Here is a 19,986-nt window from a genome sequence, read left to right as displayed (position 1 = left end):
GTCTGGGCAGACCCTTGGCCGAAGTGGTGGCCCGGGCCGTTGCCGGTGGCGTGAGCGTGGTGCAGCTGCGCGAGAAACACGCGGGCACCCGCGAGTTCGTCGAACTGGGCCGGGCGCTTCTTGCTCTGCTGGCCCCGTCCGGCGTGCCGCTCATCATAAACGACCGGATCGATGTGGCCCTGGCCATCGGCGCACAGGGCGCGCACCTGGGCCAGGGCGACATGCCCGTGGCCGAGGCGCGCCGCCTGCTGGGGCCGGACGCGCTTCTCGGGCTTTCGGTGGAGACCCTGGACCAACTGCGTGAGGGAGAAGCCCTGCCGCCGGGAATGGTGGACTACTACGGCCTTTCCCCCATCTTCCTGACCTCCACCAAGACCGATGCCGGGCCGGGCTGGGGCTTGGTCGGCCTGGCCCAGGCGCGGGCAGAGGTGGACGCGGGCACGCAACGCCCGCTGGTGGCCATTGGCGGCATCGGGCCGGGCAATGCCGCAAGCGTGCTGCGTTGCGGAGCCCAGGGCCTGGCTGTGGTCTCGGCCATCTGCTCCGCCCCGGACCCGGAAACCGCCAGCCGCGAGCTGGCGGAGACGCTGCGGCGCGAGAGAGGGCGCGGCTCCGTCTAACCAAGCATGGGAGGCAAGGCATGGAGGGATACGTCATTCGCCGCATGGAGCGGACCGAGCTGGACTTCGCCCTGAAGCAGGCCGCAGCCGAGGGCTGGAACCCTGGGTTGCGCGATGCCGAGGCCTTTTGGGCGGCGGACCCGGCCGGACATTTTCTGGGCCAGTTGGAAGGGCAGACTGTGGCCTCCATTTCCGCCGTGCGCTATCGGGCTGATGAGCAGGGGCCGGACCTCGGCTTCATCGGCCTGTACATCGTGGCGCGGGAGTTCCGAGGTCGCGGGTATGGCTTGCGCCTGTGGAGCGAAGCCCTCGCGAGTATGGACGCCCCCGCCCTGGGTTTGGACGCCGTGTTGGCCCAGGTGACGGCCTACGAAAAGGAAGGCTTCGTGCTGGCCCGGCGCAGCTGCCGTTATGAAGGTCAGGCCGGGGGCGAGATGCCCCAGGGCTTGACCCCACTCTCCGAGGCGCCTTTCGAGGAAGTGCTGGCCTACGACCGGCGCTGCTTTCCGGCTTGGCGCGAGACGTTTCTGCGCGTTTGGTTGACGACGCCCGGTCATGTGCCTCTGGGGTTCATGCGCGGCGGGAGTTTGGCCGGATTTGGCGTGGTGCGGCCTTGCGGCGTGGGCTCAAAAATCGGTCCGCTTTTCGCTGATGACGACGCTGCGGCCCATAGCCTGTTTCATGGCCTTTGCGCGGCTGCCCCACAGGGGCCGGTGTTCCTTGATGTGCCCTTGACCAACCCCGGGGCCGTGCGCTTGGCGGAGTCGCACTCGATGCGCGTGATGTTCGAGACCGGCCGCATGTACCGCGGGTCGGCTCCAGAGTATGATTTGGGGCGCGAGTTCGGCGTCACCAGCTTTGAGCTGGGCTAGAAGCCGCAAAAAAGCCGGAACCCCCTGTGGAGCTCCGGCCAGAAATCAAGACAATATTGCCAGCGGCTAGTCGTCGTAGCCCCGCTTCTTGGCCTGGCCCGGCGGCATGCCGTTCTTCCAGCCCTTGTGCTTCCCCTTGTTGTCCCAATACTTGCCGCCCTGGTCATCGTCGTGGTGACGTCCGCCGTCCACGCCCACCACGCGCGGATTCACGCCCAGCTTGTTGGCGATGGCTCCCCAACTTTGGCCCTGGGCGCGCAGGGAGATGACTTTGTCGCGGGAGACGCCCGCAGCCGAGGCCATGGCGTCCACGCGGGCGTGTTCCAGGTCCTTCTCGCGGGCGTGCAGGCGCTCCTGAGCTTTCGCCACGTCCGAGGAGCCCGGCTTGCCGGTGAGGATTTCCTTGGTCCTGTCCACATCATCAAGAATGCGTTCGATGCGGCTCAGGTGGTCGTCGATGCTGGGGGGGCTGCCAGCCTGGGCTGCACCTGCAGCAAGCAGCAGCAAGAGACCCGTGCTGGCTGCGACCTGGGCCATGCGCTTCATGTGATTCATGTGAGTCCTCCTGCGGTTTGCCGTTTGGTTTGGTCGTTCCCGGCGACTCCTTAGCCCGATCGCTCTCGGTCGGGCCGCTTCTTCAGTCAGAACCCGTGTCGCAGATACTGGCGGTCCACCCGGTTGATGAGCTGGGTGTAACGGTAGCCGTCCTTGGCCTGGGCCTCGTCGTAGTGCGCCAGGCCCATTTCGCGGCAGCGCGGGCAGGCGTCCACGGGGATCTCCACGCCGAGGCAGTCCGGGTTTTTGGTGGACCGGCTGACGACCTTCAGAAGTCCCCGGCAGGAATCGCACATGAGGAGCGACTCGGTCTGGGCCTCGGAAATGCCGTCGGTGTCGTAATAGATGTCCTTGTGGCGCACGAACCAGCCGTCCTCGATGACGCCGCCCTGCATGGCCTCGCTCAAGGCTGGCGGGTTGAAGTACAATTCGGGCAGGGTGTCGCACATTTTGGCCAGATACTCCGCGATCTGCGGACGCTGGCTGTGGCGCACGGCGTCGAAGCCCGGCTCGCGCACGCCGGAGTAGTCGAGGCCCGCCATGGACAGGCAGATGCCCAGGTTCACGTAGGGCAGCGCGCCCTGGATGGAATAGCCGCCCTCAAGCACGGCCAGGTCGGCCTGCAGGAGCTCCGTCAGCTTGGCATAGCCCTGTGCCGTGAGGTTCATGTTGGTGATGGGGTCGGTGAAGTGATTGTCTTGGCCCGCGGAGTTGATGACCACCTCGGGCTGGAAATCCTTGAGAATGGGCATGACCACGCGCTCCATGGCCATCATGTAGCCCTCGTCCGAGGTGCCCGGAGGCAGGGGGATGTTGATGGTGCGGCCCAGGGCCTTCGGCCCGCCGCAGTCCGTGGGAAAGCCGGTGCCAGGGTACAGTGTCCGGCCATCCTGGTGCAGGGATATGAACAGCACGTCCGGGTCGTGCCAGTAAATGTCCTGGGTGCCGTCGCCGTGGTGGCAGTCGGTGTCGACCACCGCGATGCGGCGCTTGCCGTGGTTTTCGCGCAGGTGCTCGATCATCACGGCTTCGATGTTGATGTTGCAGAACCCGCGCGAGCCCTGCACCACCTTCATGGCGTGGTGCCCCGGCGGCCGCACAAGGGCGAAAGCTTTTTTGGCGCGGCCCTGCATCACCAGATCCGCCGCAGTGATGCACCCGCCGGCCGCCACCATGTGCGAGCGGGTGGCCACTGCCTCCAGCTCCGGGAAGCAGAAGTGCGTGCGCTCCACGTCCTCGCGGCTGGCAACGCCGGGCTTGTATTCGTCAACGCCTTCGATGTCGAAGAGCCCCTCCTCCTTCAGCTGGTCCTGGGTGTACAGCAGGCGCTCCTCGCGCTCCGGGTGGGTGGGCGAAATGCTCCAGTCGAAGGCCGGGAAGAGGATGACCCCCAGGCTGTGCTTGGCCTCGTGCATGGTCTACCTCCCGGTTCCGGCAAGGGGGAAGGCCACGCCGGGCTTGATCTGGCATTTCACGCGGATGTTGCGGCCCGTTGTGGCGCCGTCGGAAACCATGTTGAAGCTTGTGGCGTGGTTCACCTGGGCGTTGTCCCGGTCGGCGAACACGCCCATTTCCGAAAGGTGCGCAAGCATGTGGTTGAGGGCGTCGCGCTCGGCGTCGCGCAGGTTGTAGCTGCGGGGCACGTTCTCCCTGTGGCGCAGGGCCGGGATGAACATCACGCCCTTTTCCGTGTCCGCGAAAAGCTCCAGGCTGGCGGTGTTGCGCGTCAGCGCCGCGCCGATGGCGTTGGCCACCCCGGAGTGCTTCGGCACCACGGTGAACAGCTCGAAGCGCTGGCGCACGGCTTCCTTCATGGCCTCCGCCGGGCCTCCCATGATGTACACGCGCCGGGGCGCCACGCGGCGGCCCTCCAGCAGTTCATGGATGGTGTACACAGGCTTGTCGTTGATCTCGCCGATGAGCTCGCGCGCGGATTTGTAGATGGCTTCGGCAGCTGCCTCCACTGCTTGCCGGGCCAGAACGTCCGGCGAGATGGAGTGGCAGCGGGCAAAGGCCTCCATGGCCTGACGCGAGGCCGCCACGTTGCCGTGAGCGCAGGCTCCGGTGCAGTTCAGGGCGTCGATGAGCGTGGGTCGGGCGTTTTCCGCGCAGGCGCAGCCTTCGGCCACGCAGTCCGCCTGGGACGGGCCAAGGCGGTTGGGCCCCACGCGCACGGCCTCGCCCAGCACGCTGATGGCCGAGTCGCCGCCGATGCCGATGGAGTGGACCTTGAGGGCGCGCACCAGGGTCGGGTGGCTGCCGATGTGGATGCCGTCGTGCTCCACCAGGGGCTGGCCATCCACGAACACCGCGATGTCCGTGGTGGTGCCGCCAATGTCCAGGATCACCGAGTCGTGGGTGATGTCGCACAGGGCGATGATGCCCATGACGCTGGCCGCCGGGCCGGAGAAGATGCTCTGCACCGGCATCTTGCGCGCCTGGGAGAGGGGAAAGGTGCCGCCGTCGGCCTTGAGGGTGTTCACGCGCACGTGGCCAAGGCCCAAGCGCTCCAGGCTTTTCTCCACCGCGTCGGCAAAGGTGTTGAACACGCGCCACACGGCGCAGTTGAAGTAGGCTGTGGCCAGTCGGCGCGGGAAATTGAGCCTTCCGCCCAGCTCGTGGCCCAGGGTGACGGCGTCTGCGCCTTCTCCCTCGGCTGGCCCGATCATCTGGCGGATGGTGTTTTCGTGCAGGGGGTTGCGCGTGCTGAATTTGCCCACGCAGCCGAACACCCGCACCCCGGCCTTGCGGCAGGAGGCGATGGCCGCCTTGACCTCGGCCTCGTCCAGGCGCTCGATCTCGCTGCCTCGGTGGTCGATGGAGCCCGAAAGGGCGTGATAGTCGCGGCAGAGCATGAAGTCGCCCGCGTGGATGCCCGTGCCCGAGACCACCAGCATGCCCACGTCCTCGGTGGTGCCCTGCACGATGGCGTTGGTGGAGAGCGTGGTGGACAGGTTCAGCTGGCGCACGTCACGGGGATCAACTGTAGCCAGGATGCCCGCAAGCGCGGCGTTCACCGAGGCCAGCAAGTCGTGGTGGTTCGTCTTGACCTTCACCTGGGCGGCGATGCCCGCTTCGTCGAGCGCCACGGCGTCCGTGTGCGTGCCGCCTACGTCAATGCCGAGATACATGGGCAGGCCCCCTTGGCTGTTGAAAGCTTCGGCAATTCTTTCCAGCGCATAGCACCGGAAACGCGGCAGCGTAAAGAGGTGCGCCCCAAAGCCATCGGCGGGCGGTCGGCTGGGGTCGGTGGGTGGCGGGGTTGGGAGCAGCATGAAGAATTCCAGAGGCCAAAAAAAACGGAAGGCGGTCAGCCGCCCCCCGTTTCAATTTCAAGATGAAACAAGCATTAGAATTTTAAATATGCCTCGAAGCCAATGTGCTTGCGTTCAACCTGAGACCAATACTTCGTCGGCTGCCACTTCTCATATTTGAAGTATGGCCTGAAGCCGACAGGGACACCTGGGGCCTCGTAATAGACGCCCGCTTCTACATTGTACGAGCCATCGAAAAACCTTCTTCCCCAGTAATGGCCCTCGTCCGTTCCGTATATTTCACGGCCAAGCACGTAGGTAAACTGCAAGTCCAAGCCAAGCAGGCCAATGCCCGTGTTCCGCTCAACGCGCACACCCACTGGCAGCAGGTATTCCGTAGCGTAAAAGTCGTTGGATCCGACCCCGTCCTGCGCTTCCCAGCTGAGGCCCAGTCCGACAAAAGGCTTGACCAGCACTCCGCTTATGTCAAACGATTTGCCTATAACGCCTTGGCCTTCTGCGGTCGCAATGTCAACCTTGACCTTTTCACTGGCAAGTCGGCCATATTTATATTTACCATTTACCGCCCACCAGAAATCGTCTTGTGCTTTTTCATACCCAAGCACCAAGCCGCCATAGCTGCTGAAAAAAGATAAACCAACATCGTTATTCCGGAAGTCTTCGTAGTCATATAAAACGCCAATCTTAATTTTGCCTTCCTCTGCATAAGTAATACTCGGTGCAAGCATGGCGACAAAACAAAAAGTGAGTAGCGCAATCGTTGCGGAACGAAATCTCATCTCTCCTCCGAGGACTATTGTTGCTTGTATTTATCGGCAGAGCTTGAAGAATATAGAGAAAGCCGAGTTCATGCCTGCGCAAATTTACAGGGTTGACCACATCGTGGGTGGGTGTATCCCTCCCCCCGCCGAGGGGGTCAATGACTTGAGACTACGGGTATTCTTTGGTGCGTAGTGCGGTGGAGGTCGATTCCACACCGGGAGGCTTGCCTGGGCGGCGGTCCCACTCCATGCACTGGGCCTCGTTCGCCTGGTGAAGACATGATCCCCCAGGCGCATGCGCGTCAGCAGCTCTCCTTCATCTCCTGCGCTGCGAACAGGGCTTCGGGAAGAAGAGACTCTTGCGCCGTGCGCCAGGGCCAATTCCCACCAATCCTGTCCTGGTTGACGCGCCTCCCCCCCGCGAGTAAAGAGGTGCAAGCCGTCGTGCCAGCGTCGCGGGCAAGCGCCCGCTGCGTTGCTCTTTTGTTCCGGCGGCCCATCTGCCCTTGCGCGAGGAACCAGCATGACCGACGAAAACACCAGCCCCCAGCCTGAAGGCGCCCTGCCTGAAGGATTCGAACGCCAGCGCATGGACGTGGATATCGCCTGCGTGGGCTTCGGCCCGGCCATGGGCGGCTTTCTGCACACCCTGTCCAAGGGGCTCATGAACGAAGACGGCACACCGGTCGTCGAAAGCAAGGCCATGCCCGGCATGCCGCCCCAGGTCATCTGCTACGAGCGCGCCGACGACATAGGTTTTGGCGTGTCCGGCGTGGTCACCAAGGGCCGCGGCATCCGCGCCAGCTTTCCGGACCTGGACCTCATGCAGATTCCCCTGGCCACCGAAGTGGCCCATGAAGAGGTGCTTTACCTTCTTGACCCCATCGGCGCGAGCCGCAAGCCCCTTGCCCTGCGCCTGGCCGACAAAGCCCTCAAGGCCCTGGGGCTGACCAAGGACCACGCGTACGCGCTGCCTTACACGCCGAATTTCCTGCGTAAAGAGCCCGGCATCCTGCTCTCCATGGGCCAGTTCAACCAGTGGGCCGGCGGGCAGATCATGGGGCAGGGAGTGGCGCAGATTTGGCCGGGCACTCCCGTTGCCGAGCCCATCATGTTCGACCAGGTGGTGGCGGGCGTGCGCCTGCAGGACCAGGGCGTGGACAAGCGCGGAAACCCAGAGGCCGGATTCATGCCCGGCATGGACATCCGCTGCCAGCTCACCGTGGTGGGCGATGGCCCGGTGGGCAACGTGGGCCGCAAGCTGGACGAGAAGCTGGGCCTGCCGCTGGGCAACCACGCGCGCGAGTGGGCCGTGGGCATGAAGATGGTGGTGGACCTGCCCGAGGGCTGCCAGCTCAAGGAAGGCACGGTGCTGCACACCCTGGGCTTCCCCGAACCCGAGATTTTCGGCTTTCTCTACGTCTATCCCGGCAATGTGGCGTCTCTCGGTATTTTTGTGCCCAGCTGGTACGACAGCCCCGTGCGCACCGGGTACCGCTATTTGCAGCACTGGATGCAGCATCCGGCCATCTGGAAGCACATCAAGGGCGGGCGCATGCGCTCCTGGGGCGCCAAGAGCCTCCAGGAATCTGGCCGCAAGGGCGAGCCGCACCTGGTGGGCGACGGCTTTGCGCGCATCGGCGAAGGCTCCGGCACAACCAACGTGCTCACCGGATCGGGCTTCGACGAGGCTTGGACCTCGGGCGTGCTCCTGGGCGTTAGCGTCCTTGAACTCATGAAGGCCGACAAGCCCTTCACCCGCGAGAACCTGGAGCAGAGCTACGTTCGCCGCCGCCGCGACTCCTGGCTGGAGCGCGAGGCCAAGGCCGCTGAGAAAGCCCGCGACGGCTTCCAGGTGGGCGTGGTGCCGGGCCTCATCGGCATGGCTCTCACCGGCCTGTCCGAAGGCAAGCTGTTCTGGCCCGGCGCGTCGAAGAAACCGCACGAGCGCATCCCCAGCATCGAATCCTTTTTCCAGGGCCGCATCACTGCGGACGAAATCGCCGCCATCCGCCGCGAATGCACGGCCAAGGGCTTGCCTCTGCACGGGGCGCTCATGGACCGCGCGGGCTGGCCAGCCATCAACTTCGACGGCCAGCTCCTCGTGTCGCACCAGGACGCGCTGCTCATGGGCGGCAAGGTGCAGGCCCCTCCGGGCTACCGCGACCACGTGACCTTCAAGAACCAGAATGTGTGCCGCACCTGCGACGAGAAGGTCTGCATCGAGGCCTGCTCCGGCCAGGCCATCGCCACCAACCCGGAGGGCGGCGCACCGCTGTTCGACCGCGAAAAGTGCGTGCACTGCGGCGCCTGCATCTGGAACTGCAGCAAGCCTGCGCCAAACGGCGGCGAGTCCGCCAACGTGGACTTTCAGGCAGGCGCTGGCGGCCTGCACTCGGCAGAGAACTAGCCGCATGCAGATACTTCTCGTCGTTTCGACCGACAGCCCTGAAATCAAGTGGAACGCTGTACGTTTCGGCAATGTTCTGCTTGAGGAGGGCGAAGAGGTCACTGTTTTTTTGAACGGACCGGCAGTGGCCCTGTATGGCGGGGACAGCGAAGTGTTCCCCATTCGCCAGCAGGCCAAGCTGTTCGCCCTGAGCGAGGGGGTTCTTGCGGCTTGAGGCAAGTGCATGGACCTCCACGGCGTGGAGGCGGACGAGCACATCAGCCGCGCGAACATGAAGACCCTTTCCGCCCTGGTCAAGGCGGCGGACAGGATCCTGAACTACTGACGGAGCCGGGCGGGTCCCGGCTCTTTCCGCGAACCAACACTTTCCGCAAGGAGATCGCATGAAAGGATTGCAGATCGTGGTGCTCGGGTCCATCGTGCCCGACCCGTTGCAGACTCTGGAGCCCATCGCCGGGCCCACCGGTCCGGCGCTCAAGAACGAGCTTATGCTGCCAGCGGTGCTTGACCCCTGGGCGGGCCACGCCCTTTACGAGGCCGCCAGCCTGGCCAAGAAGGTCGAGGGCAAGGTGTACCTCGTGGCCCTTGGGCCCAAGGCCAAGCTGCAGCAGGTGATGATGAACGTGGCCCAGAAGGTGCCCTTTGAGATAGTGGTGCTGGACGGCCCCGCGGGCGGATTCGCCGACGCGACCGAGACGGCCAAGGCCCTTGCGGGCGCGGTGGAGAAGATCCCCGGTCTGGACAAGTCCAAGCTCCTCGTGTTCGGCGGCTGGCAGTCGGCCTCGCGCGGCACGGGCGCAGTGCTCCAGATGGTGGGCGAGATGCTTGGAATCACCGACCAGTTCCAGGGCGTGGACGAGCTCGTCCTGGCCGAGGACGGCAGCTTTACCGTGCTTGAGCGCATCGAGGGCGGCTGCTACCAGAAGTCCGCCTGCCAGGGCGCACCGGCGCTGCTGGGCTGGGCCACTGGCAACCTGCCCGAGCCGCCGAACAATCCCCAGGTGGGCATGCAGAACATGCGGCTCATCATGCCCGCCCTGGCCAAGGCCACGCCTTCGCCGCTCAAGGGCGAGGGCCTGCGGTACGCCAGCGTCGAGGTGCCCAGCCAGCGCCGCGACACGCGCATCGTCAAGGACGCCCCGGTGGACGACATCGCCCGCGAGCTCGCGGACTGGATCCGGGCTTAGGCCCGGGCGAGAAGGAGCGACAGCTATGAAAGTGCTTTTCCTTGCGCATAGTGAAGCCGACGGCAGCCTGGGCAAGGCCGCCTGCGAGGCCCTGACCGCAGCCAAGGGCCTTGGCGGCGAGCTTATGGTCGGCCTCTACGGGGCCGAGGTCCAGAAGGCCGCTGACCAGATCGCCGGTTGCGGCGCTGCGAAATTCTACGGCGTGGCCGGGGGCGAGTTCGCCACCGCCCGCTACGGCTCCGACGCCTCGGCCTGCGAGGCCATGGCCAAAGCCGCTGGCGCCGATATGATCGTCATGCCTTCGACTTCCCGCGCCAGCCGCGTGGCCGCAGGCGTGGCCCAGCGCTTGGGCGCGGCGGTCGATACCCGCCTCACCGGCCTTGAGGCTGCTGACGGTAAGATCGTCGCCACCCGCTGGTTCTACCGCCAGCGCATGCTTGGCAAAATCGAGCGCGACGCCCGGCCCTGGCTGGTGACTGTTGATTCCGGCTGCTTCGCGGCCTGCGAGGCTGCCGGCTCCGCCGCTGTGGAGATGCTCAACGTGGCCCCGGCCACCCGCACCACAGTCACTGGCGTCATCGCTCCGGCTGCCGACGCCCAGACCATCCGTCCGGACGCCAAGCTGCTGCTAGTGGCGGGCGCAGGCTGGGGCAAGACCCAGCCCGACGGACAGAAGCACCTGGACGACGCCAGCTCGCTCATCCTGAGCCTGCTTGCCGCCACCCAGTGTTCCCTGGGCAGCTCCAAGTCCCTGGTGGACCAGAGCGGCGAGGGCGCGGCCCTGCCGTTCCTCACCCACATGCATCAGGTGGGGCAGACCGGCTCCACCCCGCGCCACCAGAAGGGACTGGCCACCTGCTGCCACGGCGAGGAGCCCCACGTTGTGGGCTGGCGCTTCATCGGCGAACGCCGCGCCATCAACCTGGACGCGGGCTGCGGCTGGGCCCAGGGCAAGGCCGATGTGCTCTACGTGGCCGACGCCTTTGCCGTGGCCAAGAAGCTGGCCGAGCTTTTGAAGTAGCGCCGACGCCAGAGATTCCGTTCATCCGCCGGGATGGGGTTTGCTCCATCCCGGCTTTTTTGCGTCCTGCGCCATGCAGGGCTCCGGCGTTGACAGCCAGGCCTGTGCCCGCTAGTCCTTGAAACGCCTCGCAGCGCGAGGGGAATTGTATCCAACAACCTGATTGCAGAAATGCTGGAGTCGAATATATGAGCACCACCACCCTGGACTGTCGCGGGCTGGCCTGCCCTGGCCCAGTGCTGCGTTGCCTGGAGTGCATTGAGAAGGAAGCGCCTCTGGCCGTGAAGGTCATTGTGGATGACCCTGGCGCGCTGGAGAACGTGGCGCGTCTGCTTGCTGGCAAAGGTTTTGCGGTCTCAAGGACCCAGAACATGGGCGAATGGACCATCTGCGCCAGCCGTGATGCGGCCATGCCAGCAGCAGCGCCTACCCCGACGCAAGCGCCTCAGGGCAAGACCGTGGTGTTCATCACCGCAGAGTCCATCGGCGCAGGCAGCGAGGAACTGGGCGGCAAGCTTATGCTGAACTTTCTGGCGACGCTGCCGGAGCTGGGGCAAAGCCTGTGGCGCGTGGTGCTGGTCAACGGCGGGGTCAAGCTGTCCACAGAGGGGCACCCCTGCCTGGAGAAGCTGGAAGCCCTGGCCGCCTCGAGCGTGGACATCCTGGTTTGCGGCACCTGTCTGGGATTCTTCGGCCTCACGGAAAAGAGGAGGGTGGGCGACACCACCAATATGCTCGATGTGGTCACCAGCCTGAGCGCGGCAGGCAAGGTCATCCAAATTTAGCCCGCCAAGCTGTTATTCTGAGCGAAACGAAAACGCCGGTGCAAGGAATTCCCTGCATCGGCGTTTTTCATTCAGGCGAGTCGTGTTGTTTCTGGGATCAGCTGAGGCATCAGCCAGTCTGGCCGGGCCGCGCTGGGAACAGGTGGGCTCTCCCTGCTTCAGGCTGCCTAACCCGTGATGGCTTTGCCCAGGCTGTATGCCTTGCCCAGGAGCTCGCCCACGGCGTAGTATTGGCCGGAGCCAGGGGCGTAGACCATGGGTTTCAGCTTGGCGGTGTCGATGTGCCCGTCCGGGCCGAGGACGGAATCTTCGGCCTTCACGTCCAGAATTTCGCCGATGAACTGGGTGTGCGCGCCCAGGTCGATTGTCTGCAGCAGGCGGCATTCCAGCACGACAGGAAACTCCTGCACGTAGGGCGCGTCGACCAGGTCGCTTTTGATGGCCGTGAAGCCGGTGGTTGCGAACTTGTCGGCCTGTGCGCCGGAGACCATGCCCACGTAGTCCGCCTCTTGGACGTGCAGTTGCGAGGGAATGTTCACAGTGAAGGCCTTGCGCTCCATGATGGAAGCGTAAGTGTGGCGCTCTTTGCGCAGGGAGATGGTGACGCAGGGGGGCCGGGAGCAGCAGATGCCGCCCCAGGCTATGGTCATCATGTTGGCCTTGCCGTTGGCGTCATAGCTGCCCACCACCCAGACGGGCGTGGGCTGGCCCAGCGTGTTTGGGCCGAGCGACTTTTTCATGGCTGCTCCTTCGGGTTGGGGGGATCAGAAAGCCATGGCGCGGGCTTCCCTGAAGTCCACCCTAGCAAATAGTTTCAACCTACACCACCAGTCCGTCTTCCATCCTGACCAGACGGTGGGCCAGGCGGGCGTATTCCTCGTTGTGGGTCACCATGACAACGGCCAGGCCCTCGGTGTTGATCTGCCCTAGCAGCTCCATGACCGTGGCGCCGGTGGCGGAATCAAGACTGCCTGTCGGCTCGTCGGCAAAGAGCACGCGCGCCTCCTTCACCAGGGCGCGGGCGATGGCTACGCGCTGCTGCTCGCCGCCGGAGAGCTGGCCGGGCAGCCGGTGCGCCTTGTCCGCCAGACCCACGCGGGCCAGGCACTCCATGGCGCGGGTCTTCTGGGCGCGGGTGACGGGCTTGAGGCTCCGCATGAAGGGCAGGAGCGTGTTTTCCAGCGCTGTCAGGTAGGGCAGCAGATAGTGGAACTGGAAGATCACGGCGAAGTCGCCGTGGCGAATGGCGTTGATCTCGGCCTCTGTGGCCCGGACGAGGTCCTTGCCGTTGTAGTTCACTTGGCCCGCATCGGGCATGAGCAAGGTGGACAGCACGCTGACAAAGGTGCTCTTGCCGGAGCCGGAACGCCCCACGATGGACACGAATTCGCCCTGGGCCACGCTCAGGGAGACGCCCTTCAGGGCTTGCGAGGCCATGCCATCCTGGGTGAAGGACTTGGTGATGCCAATGGCCTCAAGCAGGGGGGCGTCGATAATCTGGGGTTCATGCATGGCGGCCTCCTACAGGGTGACAAGGGCTTCGCTGGGCTCGATGCCTGCGGCCTTCCAGGCCGGGAACAGCGAAGCCAGGGAGGTTAGAATCGCCAGCACCAGCGCCGTGGCGGCGAGGTGCAGAGGCTCGAAGGGCAGGGAGCCCGCACCTTCGATTTCCAGCACAGCCAGGATGCGGAAGCTCACGAAGTAACCGGCCAGATAGCCGACGAATCCGGCCAGCAGGCCCACCGCAGCGGCCTCGGCGCAGAAGATGGAGAACACGGCCCGGCGCGAGAAGCCGAGGGACCGCAGGATGCCGATTTCCTTCTTTCGCTCGTTCACGGCGGAGAGCATGGAGATGCCGACCATGGAGCAGCCTGTGAGCAGGATCACCAGGCTGACGGACAGGATGAGCTTTTTCACGAAATGAACGCTGACCATGCGCTGTTCCACGATGCCGCGCAGGGTCTTGATTTCTACGCCCGGAAGCGCTGCTGAAATCTGGTTCACGATGTCGTCGATGGGGCAGCCGGAGCACAGGGCCGCAACCTCCACGAAATTCACCTTGCCCGGATGGCCGGAGGCGCGCTGCAAGGCGTCCATGTCGGCCAGAAGCACGTTGTCGTCCTCGCTGCCGGTGGGGGCCAGGATGCCTGTCACCACGAACTTGTGGCGGTCCAGCGGCACCACAGAGCCCAGCTTGAGCCCTAGCTTCTCCGCTGCGGCGCTGCCGGCCAGCAGGGCGTCAGCCCCGGCAGGAACATGCACTGCCGCAGTGGGCTTGGCGTCTTTGGGATCGGCGTCTTTCGGAGCCGGGGCATGGGCGGGAGCGTCGTGCATGGGTGCGGCCATGGCTTGTCGCGCAGCGGCCTGTTCCGGCGTCTCGCCGGGGAATGTGCCTTGTTCGACCATCCAGAAGCCCTTGAGCAGCTTCTCCTGTTCGAAGCGCACTCCCACGATGGCCACCGCTGCGCCCTGCACGTGGTCCATGACAACCAGCTTGGGCGCGATGACGCTGACGTTCTTGCGCAGCTCGATGCCCTCGATGCGCTTCACAGTGTCCGCCTCGTCCAGGTAGGACACGTCAAAGAGCATGTCGCCCAGGGCGAAGCCGCCGTAACTCACGGTAAGCTTCTCGCTCTTGGGCGAGACGAGGATGTTCGCGCCATAGCTGACGAGTTTCTTCTCAAGCCCATCGCCCACCACGCGTGAAACGAAGCTGAGCGCCACAATGGAGACCACGCCCAGGCTGAACACGAGCAACAGCAAAAGCGTGCGCACCCATTTTTTGCGGGCGTTGCGCAGGGCGATGGTCAGGATGTTCATGCGGGGGGATCCTTTTGTTGCGAAGAGAAGGCTGTTAGGGGGCGCAGCCCCTGCACCCCGCCAAAGGGCTTTCACCCTCTGCACTTCCTATGCTCCGGGAAGCTCGGCGGGCGTACTTGGGGGCGAATCGTACGGCTCCATTTTGGCCAAGGGGTCTGCCGCGACATGCGCCGCGGGCCTTGGCTAGAAAAGGAGGTGGGCCGGAGGGGGCAGCCCCCCGGCCTGCGGAGCGTTATCTCTTAAAAGTACTTTGCGCCAGCCGCGAGGTCTGCCTCGCGTATGGTGATGGTCTTGGCATCGAGGGTGCGGGCCAGCGGTGAAGGATTGCAGCCGCCCTTGACCTCCATGATCCGGGCGGAGTGGAACTTCATGCCGCAGTTGTTGCAGTTCATGACGTCGCCCTCCTGAGTGTAGCCTTTTTTGGCGCGGTAGCACACGTCGCAGGCGTCGAGGGCGGTGCGGATGACGCCGTCCTTGCTCTTGAGCACAAAGAACTTGACTTCCTTGCCGCCTGTTTTGAAGCGATAGAAGTGGGCCTTGCCGTCAGAGACGTCGGCCACAGGGATCTTGACTGTTCCGGCCCGGGCCTTGACCTCGGCGGGGCCGCCGAAGAGACCCGCGTTGGCCATGGTGAAGTTGCCAAAGATCAGCAGCGCAAGGACGACAAGGGCAGCGATGATGACGAGGTGTCCGGGTCCCGCATAGGGGACGGGGGCGGCGATGGCGATTGCTCGCTGTCGATTTGGTCGGTGGGCCATGGTTTGATGCCTCCTTGCTTGCTGCCGGGGGTTATGAAGCGGGGACGGAGGTGGAAGAGCGGAACCCCCGTCCCCGACTGTGCAAACCCTCTCTGCACACGAGCCGAAGAAAGGCAATCTTTGTGCCAAAGCTGTTAAGTGTTAAATTTTGGTGTGTTGCACGTGTGACGGGGCTGGGCGTTGCTTCTGTTTTGCGCAAGTGTATGCACATATGCGCAAGGCTTGTTGCACATGCCTCGTGCGCTTATGAATGTCTGGGAACTGTGAAGAGGCCCTGGTTTTCTGGCCAAAACGGCTTGACGTTTCGGGGGGAGTCTGGAATAGACAGCGGGAGGTATTGTTCCCTAATTCACAATGGTTTTTTCGGCGTCAGGCCAGCTTTCCGCAGGTAGGGGGAGCCGGGCGGTCGTCTTCTGTTACGGTTTGTTCGGGAGGGGTAGATGGGGTTGATTGAGGAGATGGCGGCGCGCTCGGAAGAGCTGGCCCAGAAATGGGCTGACCTCATTCTGGGCACGTATCCTGTCGAGACCCAGGCGGTCTGGCGGAACAACCGCGACCAATTCAGCAACCCCGTGGGCCACAGCATCCTGACGGCCACCTCCGAGCTCATCCCCCTTCTTCTGTCCTGGAACGACGCCGAGGCCGTGGCCAAGGCGCTGGACAAGCTGGTGAAAATCCGCGCGGTGCAGGACTTTTCGCCCAGCCAGGCGCTCTCGTTCGTCTTTGTGCTCAAGAAGTTGCTGCGCCAGGAATTCGTGGCGCAGCTTTCGTCCAAAGGCGAGCTGGAGGAGTTGATGCGCTTTGAGACCCGGGTGGACAATCTGGCCGTTATCGCTTTTGACCTCTACGTGGCTTCGCGCGATCAGATTGCGCGGATGCGTGTGGAAGAGGTCAAGCGGGCGCACACGAACATCGTGCGCCGGGCCAACCTCATGAAAGCGGACGTTGCGGCCCACAAGGCCGATTGAGTTTCTTGACGGCAGGGCGTTCCCGGCGCGTGTGGCGGGGCGGCCAAACTACAAGCGAGGTGACGGCAGATGAAAGCGATCTTTTCACTCCTTATGGTCCTGGCCCTGGTGGTGATCGCCACAGTCGGGGCGGGCGCGGCAAAGATGCAAACCATCTTCGCGTACTGCATCCCAGGCACGGCATTTGTTATTTTTCTGGTCGGGTTCGTGTGCAAGATCATCTCCTGGGCCAAAAGCCCGGTGCCCTTCCGCATTCCCACCACTGGCGGCCAGCAGCAGTCGCTCGACTGGATCCCCCAGAACAAGTGGGACAACCCCTCCACCGGCCCGCAGACCTTTATGCGCATGGTGCTTGAGGTCTTGACCTTCCGCTCCCTGTTCCGCAACACCAAGGTCGTGCTCAAGCACGACGACGGCAAAAATCCGATTGTGGCGTATGTTTCCGCCAAGTGGCTGTGGCTTTTCGCCATCCTGTTCCATTATGGCTTCCTCATCGTCGCCGTCCGCCACCTGCGCCTGTTCCTGCAGCCGGTGCCTGCGCCTTTGGCCTTTCTTGATTGGAGCGACAGCGTCCTGCAGATCCTGACGCCTGCCATCTATATTTCCGACCTGCTGCTCCTGACCGGCCTGACCATGCTGCTGGCGCGCAGGTTCATCGACGCCAAGGTGCGCTACATCTCCCTGGTGAACGACTACTTCCCGCTGTTCCTCATTCTCGCCATCGCCCTTTCCGGCGTGTACATGCGCTACATCGTCAAGGTTGACGTCATGTCCATCAAGGACGTGGCCATGGGTCTGGCGACCTTCAACTTCAAGGTTCCCGCCGGCGTCGATGTGAGCTTCTTTGTTCACATCTTCCTGGTAAGCACGCTTCTGGTGTATTTCCCCTTCTCCAAGCTCATGCACATGGGCGGCGTGTTCCTTTCGCCCACGCGCAACATGCCCAACGACACCCGCATGGTGCATTACGAGAACGTCTGGAACAATCCGGCCATCAAGCCCCACAGCTACGAGGCTTACGAGGACGACTTCCGCGAGCCCATGTTTGAGGCTGGCCTGCCCCTGGATAAGAGCCCGGAGGACGCCGCCTAACCGCGGCTCATAAAGCCCCCCGGACCTGCGAGCACTAAACTTTTTCCGCGAGGAGAAGACATGGCAAAAATCATCAAACCAGATGAGATGCTCAAGAGCATCAACTATGCGCCGCCAGCCACCGACTGGATGGACCTTCCCAACGACCTTTCTCCGGGCCGCTGGGCCTACCCGGCCAAGCTGGAGAAGGTCGAGTACCTGATGCACGAGGTTCCCGGCGTGTTCGGCAACCCGCGCACCTGGAACCCGGCCGACCCCGACTGGCAGTTGCCTTCCAACTGGAAGGAAATCGTCGTCAACGGCTTCCGCGAACGTCTGGACAAATACCGTTCGCTCAAGCTGTTCATGGACATCTGCGTGCGCTGCGGCGCCTGCGCCGACAAGTGTCACTACTTCATCGGCTCCGGCGATCCCAAGAACATGCCGGTGCTCCGCGCGGAGCTCATGCGCTCCATCTACCGCGGCGAGTTCACCCTGGCCGGCAAGATCCTGGGCAAGCTCACCGGCGCCCGCGTCATGGAAGAGGACGTCCTCAAGGAATGGTTCCTCTACTTCTACCAGTGCACCGAGTGCCGCCGCTGCTCGCTCTTCTGCCCCTACGGCATCGACACCGCTGAAGTGACGATGATGGCGCGCGAACTGCTGCACCTTGTGGGCGTCAACATCAACTGGATCCTGGAGCCGGTGGCCAACTGCACCCGCACCGGCAACCACTTGGGCATCCAGCCGCACGCCTTCAAGGACATCGTCGAGTTCATGGTCGACGACATCGAGACCATCACCGGCAAACGCCTGAACGTTCCCCTGAACGAGAAGGGCCACGAAGTGCTGTTCATCACCCCGTCCGGCGACGTGTTCGCCGATCCGGGCATCTACACCTTCATGGGCTACCTGATCATGTTCGACGCCATCGGCCTCGACTACACGCTCAGCACATACGCTTCCGAGGGCGGCAACTTCGGCCTGTTCACCCACTCGGACATGATGAAGGCCATCAACGGCAAAATGTACTCCGAGGCCAACCGCCTGGGCGCCAAGTGGATCCTTGGCGGCGAGTGCGGCCACATGTGGCGCGTGGTGAACCAGTACATGGACACCATGAACGGCAACCTTCAGGGACCGCAGATGCAGACCCCGGTGAACCCCATCACCGGCACGGTGTTCAAGAACGCCGCGCAGACCAAGATGGTCCACATCGCCGAGTTCACCGCCGACCTCATCAAGCACGGCAAGCTGAACCTCGACAAGAGCCGCAACTCCGACATCATCGCCACCTGGCACGACTCCTGTAACACCGCGCGCGCCATGGGCATGTTCGACGAGCCCCGCTACGTGTTGAACAGCGTCGTGGACAACTTCCATGAAATGCCCGAAAGCACCATCCGCGAGCAGACCTTCTGCTGCGCTGGCGGCTCCGGCCTCAACACCGACGAGATCATGGAGATCCGCATGCGCGGCGGCCTGCCACGCGGCAACGCCCTGAAGCACGTCGTCGACAAGCACGGCGTGAACACCATGGCCTGCGTGTGCGCCATCGACCGCGCCACCTTGATTCCCCTGGCCGACTACTGGGCCCCGGGCGTCAAAATCACCGGTCTGCACGAGCTGGTGGGCAACGCCATCATCCTGGACGGTGAGGAAGAGCGCACCATGAACCTTCGCCAGGAGCCCCTGCCCGGCATGGAGGAGGAGTAAGATGAAACTGTATAATGGCGGCAAAATCATCACCGGACTGGTGATCTTCCTGGGCGTCTTCCTGGCCCCCTTCGCCTACAACATGGGCAAGGCGGCTTACTCGCAGCCCAAGCTCAAGATGCCGGAAAACGAGAAAGAGTGCATCGAGAGCAAGGAGTTCATGCGCACCAAGCACATGCAGCTCCTGAACGACTGGCGCGACTGGTCCCTGCGCGACGGAAAGTGGGTCTATGTCAACAGCAAGGGCAAAGAGTTCGAGATGAGCCTGCAGAAGACCTGCATGAAGTGCCATACCAACAAGGCGGAGTTCTGCGACAAGTGCCACAATGACGCAGCTGTGACCCCCTACTGTTGGGATTGCCACATCCAGCCGGAGGGGTTGAAGAAATGAACCACACCAGAAGAAACTTCCTGAAGTTTATGGGGGTCGCCGCCGCAGGGCTTTGCGCGGCCTCCGCAGGCAGCGCGCTGGCCGTTTCCGGCGCTGGCTCCAGCATCAAGGACAGCGCAACCGCTGTGAACGCCAAGCGCTGGGGCATGGTCATCGACACCAAGAAGTGCGGCACCAAGGAAGCCATCGACGTGCTGGCCAAAGCCTGCCACTCGGTGCACAACGTGCCGAACATCCCGGGCAATCAGAACGTGATGTGGATCTGGGCCGCAGGCTACGAGCAGGCCTTTGATCAGCCCAACAACTACATGGACGAGAGCGTTGAGAAGCGTCAGTTCGCGCTTTTGTGCAACCATTGCACCAACGCCCCCTGCGTGCGTGTGTGTCCCACCCAGGCCACATACAAGCGCCCGGACGGCATTGTGGCCATGGACTATCACCGTTGCATCGGCTGCCGCTACTGCATGGCCGGCTGTCCCTTCGGCGCTCGCAGCTTCAACTTCATGGAGCCGCGCAAGCACCTGGATTTGACCACGCTGAACAAGGAATTCCCCACCCGCATGCGCGGCGTGGTTGAGAAGTGCAACTTCTGCGTGGAGCGGCTGGCTTATGGCAAGCAGCCCGCCTGTGCAGAGGCCTCCAACGGCGCCGTGGTCTTCGGGGACCTCACCGACGCCAACTCCGAGGTGCGCAAGCTGTTGCGCGAGCACTACACCATCCGGCGCAAGCCGGCGCTCGGCACCGAACCGGGCGTCTACTACATCATCTAGGGGGCG

General features: G+C 63.7%; 20 protein-coding genes. 12 read left to right on the top strand and 8 right to left on the bottom strand.

Features of this window, described 5'->3' with window-relative positions; all coding sequences use genetic code 11:
* Window positions 1-2 precede the first annotated feature (2 nt).
* Together thiE and Q8O35_RS09615 are read left to right on the top strand one after the other, a co-directional pair.
* Window positions 3-620 (top strand): thiamine phosphate synthase, encoded by a 618-nt coding sequence (gene thiE, locus Q8O35_RS09620; protein WP_305572660.1) that lies wholly within the window; start codon window positions 3-5, stop codon window positions 618-620.
* A gap of 20 nt (window positions 621-640) precedes the next feature.
* Window positions 641-1,492 (top strand): GNAT family N-acetyltransferase, encoded by an 852-nt coding sequence (locus Q8O35_RS09615; protein ID WP_305572658.1) that lies wholly within the window; start codon window positions 641-643, stop codon window positions 1,490-1,492.
* A 66-nt stretch (window positions 1,493-1,558) separates the two neighbouring features.
* Here Q8O35_RS09615 and Q8O35_RS09610 read toward each other — a convergent pair whose 3' ends face one another.
* The 4 genes from Q8O35_RS09610 to Q8O35_RS09595 form a co-directional block, all read right to left on the bottom strand.
* The gene (locus tag Q8O35_RS09610; RefSeq protein ID WP_305572656.1) at window positions 1,559-2,047 is read right to left on the bottom strand and encodes a hypothetical protein; all 489 of its coding nucleotides are present in this window, start codon (window positions 2,045-2,047) and stop codon (window positions 1,559-1,561) included.
* An 86-nt stretch (window positions 2,048-2,133) separates the two neighbouring features.
* Window positions 2,134-3,462 carry a histone deacetylase gene (locus Q8O35_RS09605; protein WP_305572654.1) on the bottom strand — a complete coding sequence of 443 codons (1,329 nt, stop codon included), beginning with the start codon at window positions 3,460-3,462 and terminating at the stop codon, window positions 2,134-2,136.
* 3 nt (window positions 3,463-3,465) lie between these two features.
* Entirely contained in the window at window positions 3,466-5,178 is a 1,713-nt protein-coding gene (locus Q8O35_RS09600; protein WP_305572652.1) for a hydantoinase/oxoprolinase family protein, read from the bottom strand.
* Window positions 5,179-5,396: 218 nt separating this feature from the next.
* Entirely contained in the window at window positions 5,397-6,101 is a 705-nt protein-coding gene (locus tag Q8O35_RS09595; protein WP_305572650.1) for a hypothetical protein, read from the bottom strand.
* 505 nt (window positions 6,102-6,606) lie between these two features.
* Between Q8O35_RS09595 and Q8O35_RS09590 the strand changes: the two genes are divergently transcribed.
* The 5 genes from Q8O35_RS09590 to yedF all read left to right on the top strand — a co-directional run bounded on the left by Q8O35_RS09590 (window position 6,607) and on the right by yedF (window position 11,486).
* Window positions 6,607-8,493, top strand: a complete 1,887-nt coding sequence (locus Q8O35_RS09590; RefSeq protein WP_305572648.1) for a 4Fe-4S ferredoxin — start codon at window positions 6,607-6,609, stop codon at window positions 8,491-8,493.
* A 4-nt stretch (window positions 8,494-8,497) separates the two neighbouring features.
* Window positions 8,498-8,818 carry a DsrE family protein gene (locus Q8O35_RS09585; protein WP_305572646.1) on the top strand — a complete coding sequence of 107 codons (321 nt, stop codon included), beginning with the start codon at window positions 8,498-8,500 and terminating at the stop codon, window positions 8,816-8,818.
* A gap of 58 nt (window positions 8,819-8,876) precedes the next feature.
* A complete protein-coding gene (locus tag Q8O35_RS09580; protein ID WP_305572644.1) occupies window positions 8,877-9,680 on the top strand; it encodes an electron transfer flavoprotein subunit beta in 804 nt (267 codons plus the stop codon).
* A 25-nt stretch (window positions 9,681-9,705) separates the two neighbouring features.
* The gene (locus Q8O35_RS09575) at window positions 9,706-10,701 is read left to right on the top strand and encodes an electron transfer flavoprotein subunit alpha/FixB family protein (protein WP_305572642.1); all 996 of its coding nucleotides are present in this window, start codon (window positions 9,706-9,708) and stop codon (window positions 10,699-10,701) included.
* A gap of 188 nt (window positions 10,702-10,889) precedes the next feature.
* Window positions 10,890-11,486, top strand: a complete 597-nt coding sequence (yedF, locus tag Q8O35_RS09570) for a sulfurtransferase-like selenium metabolism protein YedF (protein WP_305572640.1) — start codon at window positions 10,890-10,892, stop codon at window positions 11,484-11,486.
* A gap of 167 nt (window positions 11,487-11,653) precedes the next feature.
* Here yedF and Q8O35_RS09565 read toward each other — a convergent pair whose 3' ends face one another.
* The 4 genes from Q8O35_RS09565 to Q8O35_RS09550 form a co-directional block, all read right to left on the bottom strand.
* Entirely contained in the window at window positions 11,654-12,226 is a 573-nt protein-coding gene (locus Q8O35_RS09565; protein WP_305572638.1) for a flavin reductase family protein, read from the bottom strand.
* 79 nt (window positions 12,227-12,305) lie between these two features.
* On the bottom strand, window positions 12,306-12,998 hold the full coding sequence (locus Q8O35_RS09560) for an ABC transporter ATP-binding protein (RefSeq protein ID WP_305572636.1): 693 nt from the start codon (window positions 12,996-12,998) through the stop codon (window positions 12,306-12,308).
* Window positions 12,999-13,007: 9 nt separating this feature from the next.
* Window positions 13,008-14,306, bottom strand: a complete 1,299-nt coding sequence (locus Q8O35_RS09555; protein ID WP_305572634.1) for an ABC transporter permease — start codon at window positions 14,304-14,306, stop codon at window positions 13,008-13,010.
* A gap of 239 nt (window positions 14,307-14,545) precedes the next feature.
* On the bottom strand, window positions 14,546-15,064 hold the full coding sequence (locus Q8O35_RS09550; RefSeq protein WP_305572632.1) for a DUF2318 domain-containing protein: 519 nt from the start codon (window positions 15,062-15,064) through the stop codon (window positions 14,546-14,548).
* Window positions 15,065-15,504: 440 nt separating this feature from the next.
* Here Q8O35_RS09550 and Q8O35_RS09545 point away from each other — a divergent pair, with 440 nt between their 5' ends.
* The 5 genes from Q8O35_RS09545 (at window position 15,505) to dsrO (ending at window position 19,980) form a co-directional block, all read left to right on the top strand.
* Entirely contained in the window at window positions 15,505-16,032 is a 528-nt protein-coding gene (locus Q8O35_RS09545; RefSeq protein WP_305572630.1) for an RsbRD N-terminal domain-containing protein, read from the top strand.
* A 69-nt stretch (window positions 16,033-16,101) separates the two neighbouring features.
* On the top strand, window positions 16,102-17,124 hold the full coding sequence (gene dsrM, locus Q8O35_RS09540; RefSeq protein ID WP_305572628.1) for a sulfate reduction electron transfer complex DsrMKJOP subunit DsrM: 1,023 nt from the start codon (window positions 16,102-16,104) through the stop codon (window positions 17,122-17,124).
* A gap of 60 nt (window positions 17,125-17,184) precedes the next feature.
* The gene (gene dsrK, locus Q8O35_RS09535) at window positions 17,185-18,819 is read left to right on the top strand and encodes a sulfate reduction electron transfer complex DsrMKJOP subunit DsrK (protein WP_305572626.1); all 1,635 of its coding nucleotides are present in this window, start codon (window positions 17,185-17,187) and stop codon (window positions 18,817-18,819) included.
* Between the two features lie 7 nt (window positions 18,820-18,826).
* Window positions 18,827-19,210: a sulfate reduction electron transfer complex DsrMKJOP subunit DsrJ gene (gene dsrJ, locus Q8O35_RS09530; RefSeq protein WP_305572662.1), complete on the top strand. Its 384-nt coding sequence runs from the start codon at window positions 18,827-18,829 to the stop codon at window positions 19,208-19,210.
* A complete protein-coding gene (gene dsrO / locus Q8O35_RS09525) occupies window positions 19,207-19,980 on the top strand; it encodes a sulfate reduction electron transfer complex DsrMKJOP subunit DsrO (RefSeq protein WP_305572624.1) in 774 nt (257 codons plus the stop codon). Before dsrJ ends, dsrO begins: the two co-directional genes overlap by 4 nt.
* Window positions 19,981-19,986: the final 6 nt, after the last annotated feature.

Source organism: Humidesulfovibrio sp. (assembly GCF_030689645.1).
Lineage (GTDB): Bacteria > Desulfobacterota > Desulfovibrionia > Desulfovibrionales > Desulfovibrionaceae > Humidesulfovibrio.
The sequence above is the reverse complement of the archived record's forward strand: the minus strand, read 5'-3'. Positions and strand labels throughout refer to the sequence as shown.

Bases quoted from the DNA above. Each gene is read 5' to 3' on its own strand.
- Q8O35_RS09615 (WP_305572658.1), top strand. From the start codon at position 641: ATGGAGGGATACGTCATTCGCCGCATGGAGCGGACCGAGCTGGACTTC.
- Q8O35_RS09610 (WP_305572656.1), bottom strand. From the start codon at position 2,047: ATGAATCACATGAAGCGCATGGCCCAGGTCGCAGCCAGCACGGGTCTC.
- Q8O35_RS09605 (WP_305572654.1), bottom strand. From the start codon at position 3,462: ATGCACGAGGCCAAGCACAGCCTGGGGGTCATCCTCTTCCCGGCCTTC.
- Q8O35_RS09600 (WP_305572652.1), bottom strand. From the start codon at position 5,178: ATGTATCTCGGCATTGACGTAGGCGGCACGCACACGGACGCCGTGGCG.
- Q8O35_RS09595 (WP_305572650.1), bottom strand. From the start codon at position 6,101: ATGAGATTTCGTTCCGCAACGATTGCGCTACTCACTTTTTGTTTTGTC.
- Q8O35_RS09590 (WP_305572648.1), top strand. From the start codon at position 6,607: ATGACCGACGAAAACACCAGCCCCCAGCCTGAAGGCGCCCTGCCTGAA.
- Q8O35_RS09580 (WP_305572644.1), top strand. From the start codon at position 8,877: ATGAAAGGATTGCAGATCGTGGTGCTCGGGTCCATCGTGCCCGACCCG.
- Q8O35_RS09575 (WP_305572642.1), top strand. From the start codon at position 9,706: ATGAAAGTGCTTTTCCTTGCGCATAGTGAAGCCGACGGCAGCCTGGGC.
- yedF (WP_305572640.1), top strand. From the start codon at position 10,890: ATGAGCACCACCACCCTGGACTGTCGCGGGCTGGCCTGCCCTGGCCCA.
- Q8O35_RS09565 (WP_305572638.1), bottom strand. From the start codon at position 12,226: ATGAAAAAGTCGCTCGGCCCAAACACGCTGGGCCAGCCCACGCCCGTC.
- Q8O35_RS09560 (WP_305572636.1), bottom strand. From the start codon at position 12,998: ATGCATGAACCCCAGATTATCGACGCCCCCCTGCTTGAGGCCATTGGC.
- Q8O35_RS09555 (WP_305572634.1), bottom strand. From the start codon at position 14,306: ATGAACATCCTGACCATCGCCCTGCGCAACGCCCGCAAAAAATGGGTG.
- Q8O35_RS09550 (WP_305572632.1), bottom strand. From the start codon at position 15,064: ATGGCCCACCGACCAAATCGACAGCGAGCAATCGCCATCGCCGCCCCC.
- Q8O35_RS09545 (WP_305572630.1), top strand. From the start codon at position 15,505: ATGGGGTTGATTGAGGAGATGGCGGCGCGCTCGGAAGAGCTGGCCCAG.
- dsrM (WP_305572628.1), top strand. From the start codon at position 16,102: ATGAAAGCGATCTTTTCACTCCTTATGGTCCTGGCCCTGGTGGTGATC.
- dsrK (WP_305572626.1), top strand. From the start codon at position 17,185: ATGGCAAAAATCATCAAACCAGATGAGATGCTCAAGAGCATCAACTAT.
- dsrO (WP_305572624.1), top strand. From the start codon at position 19,207: ATGAACCACACCAGAAGAAACTTCCTGAAGTTTATGGGGGTCGCCGCC.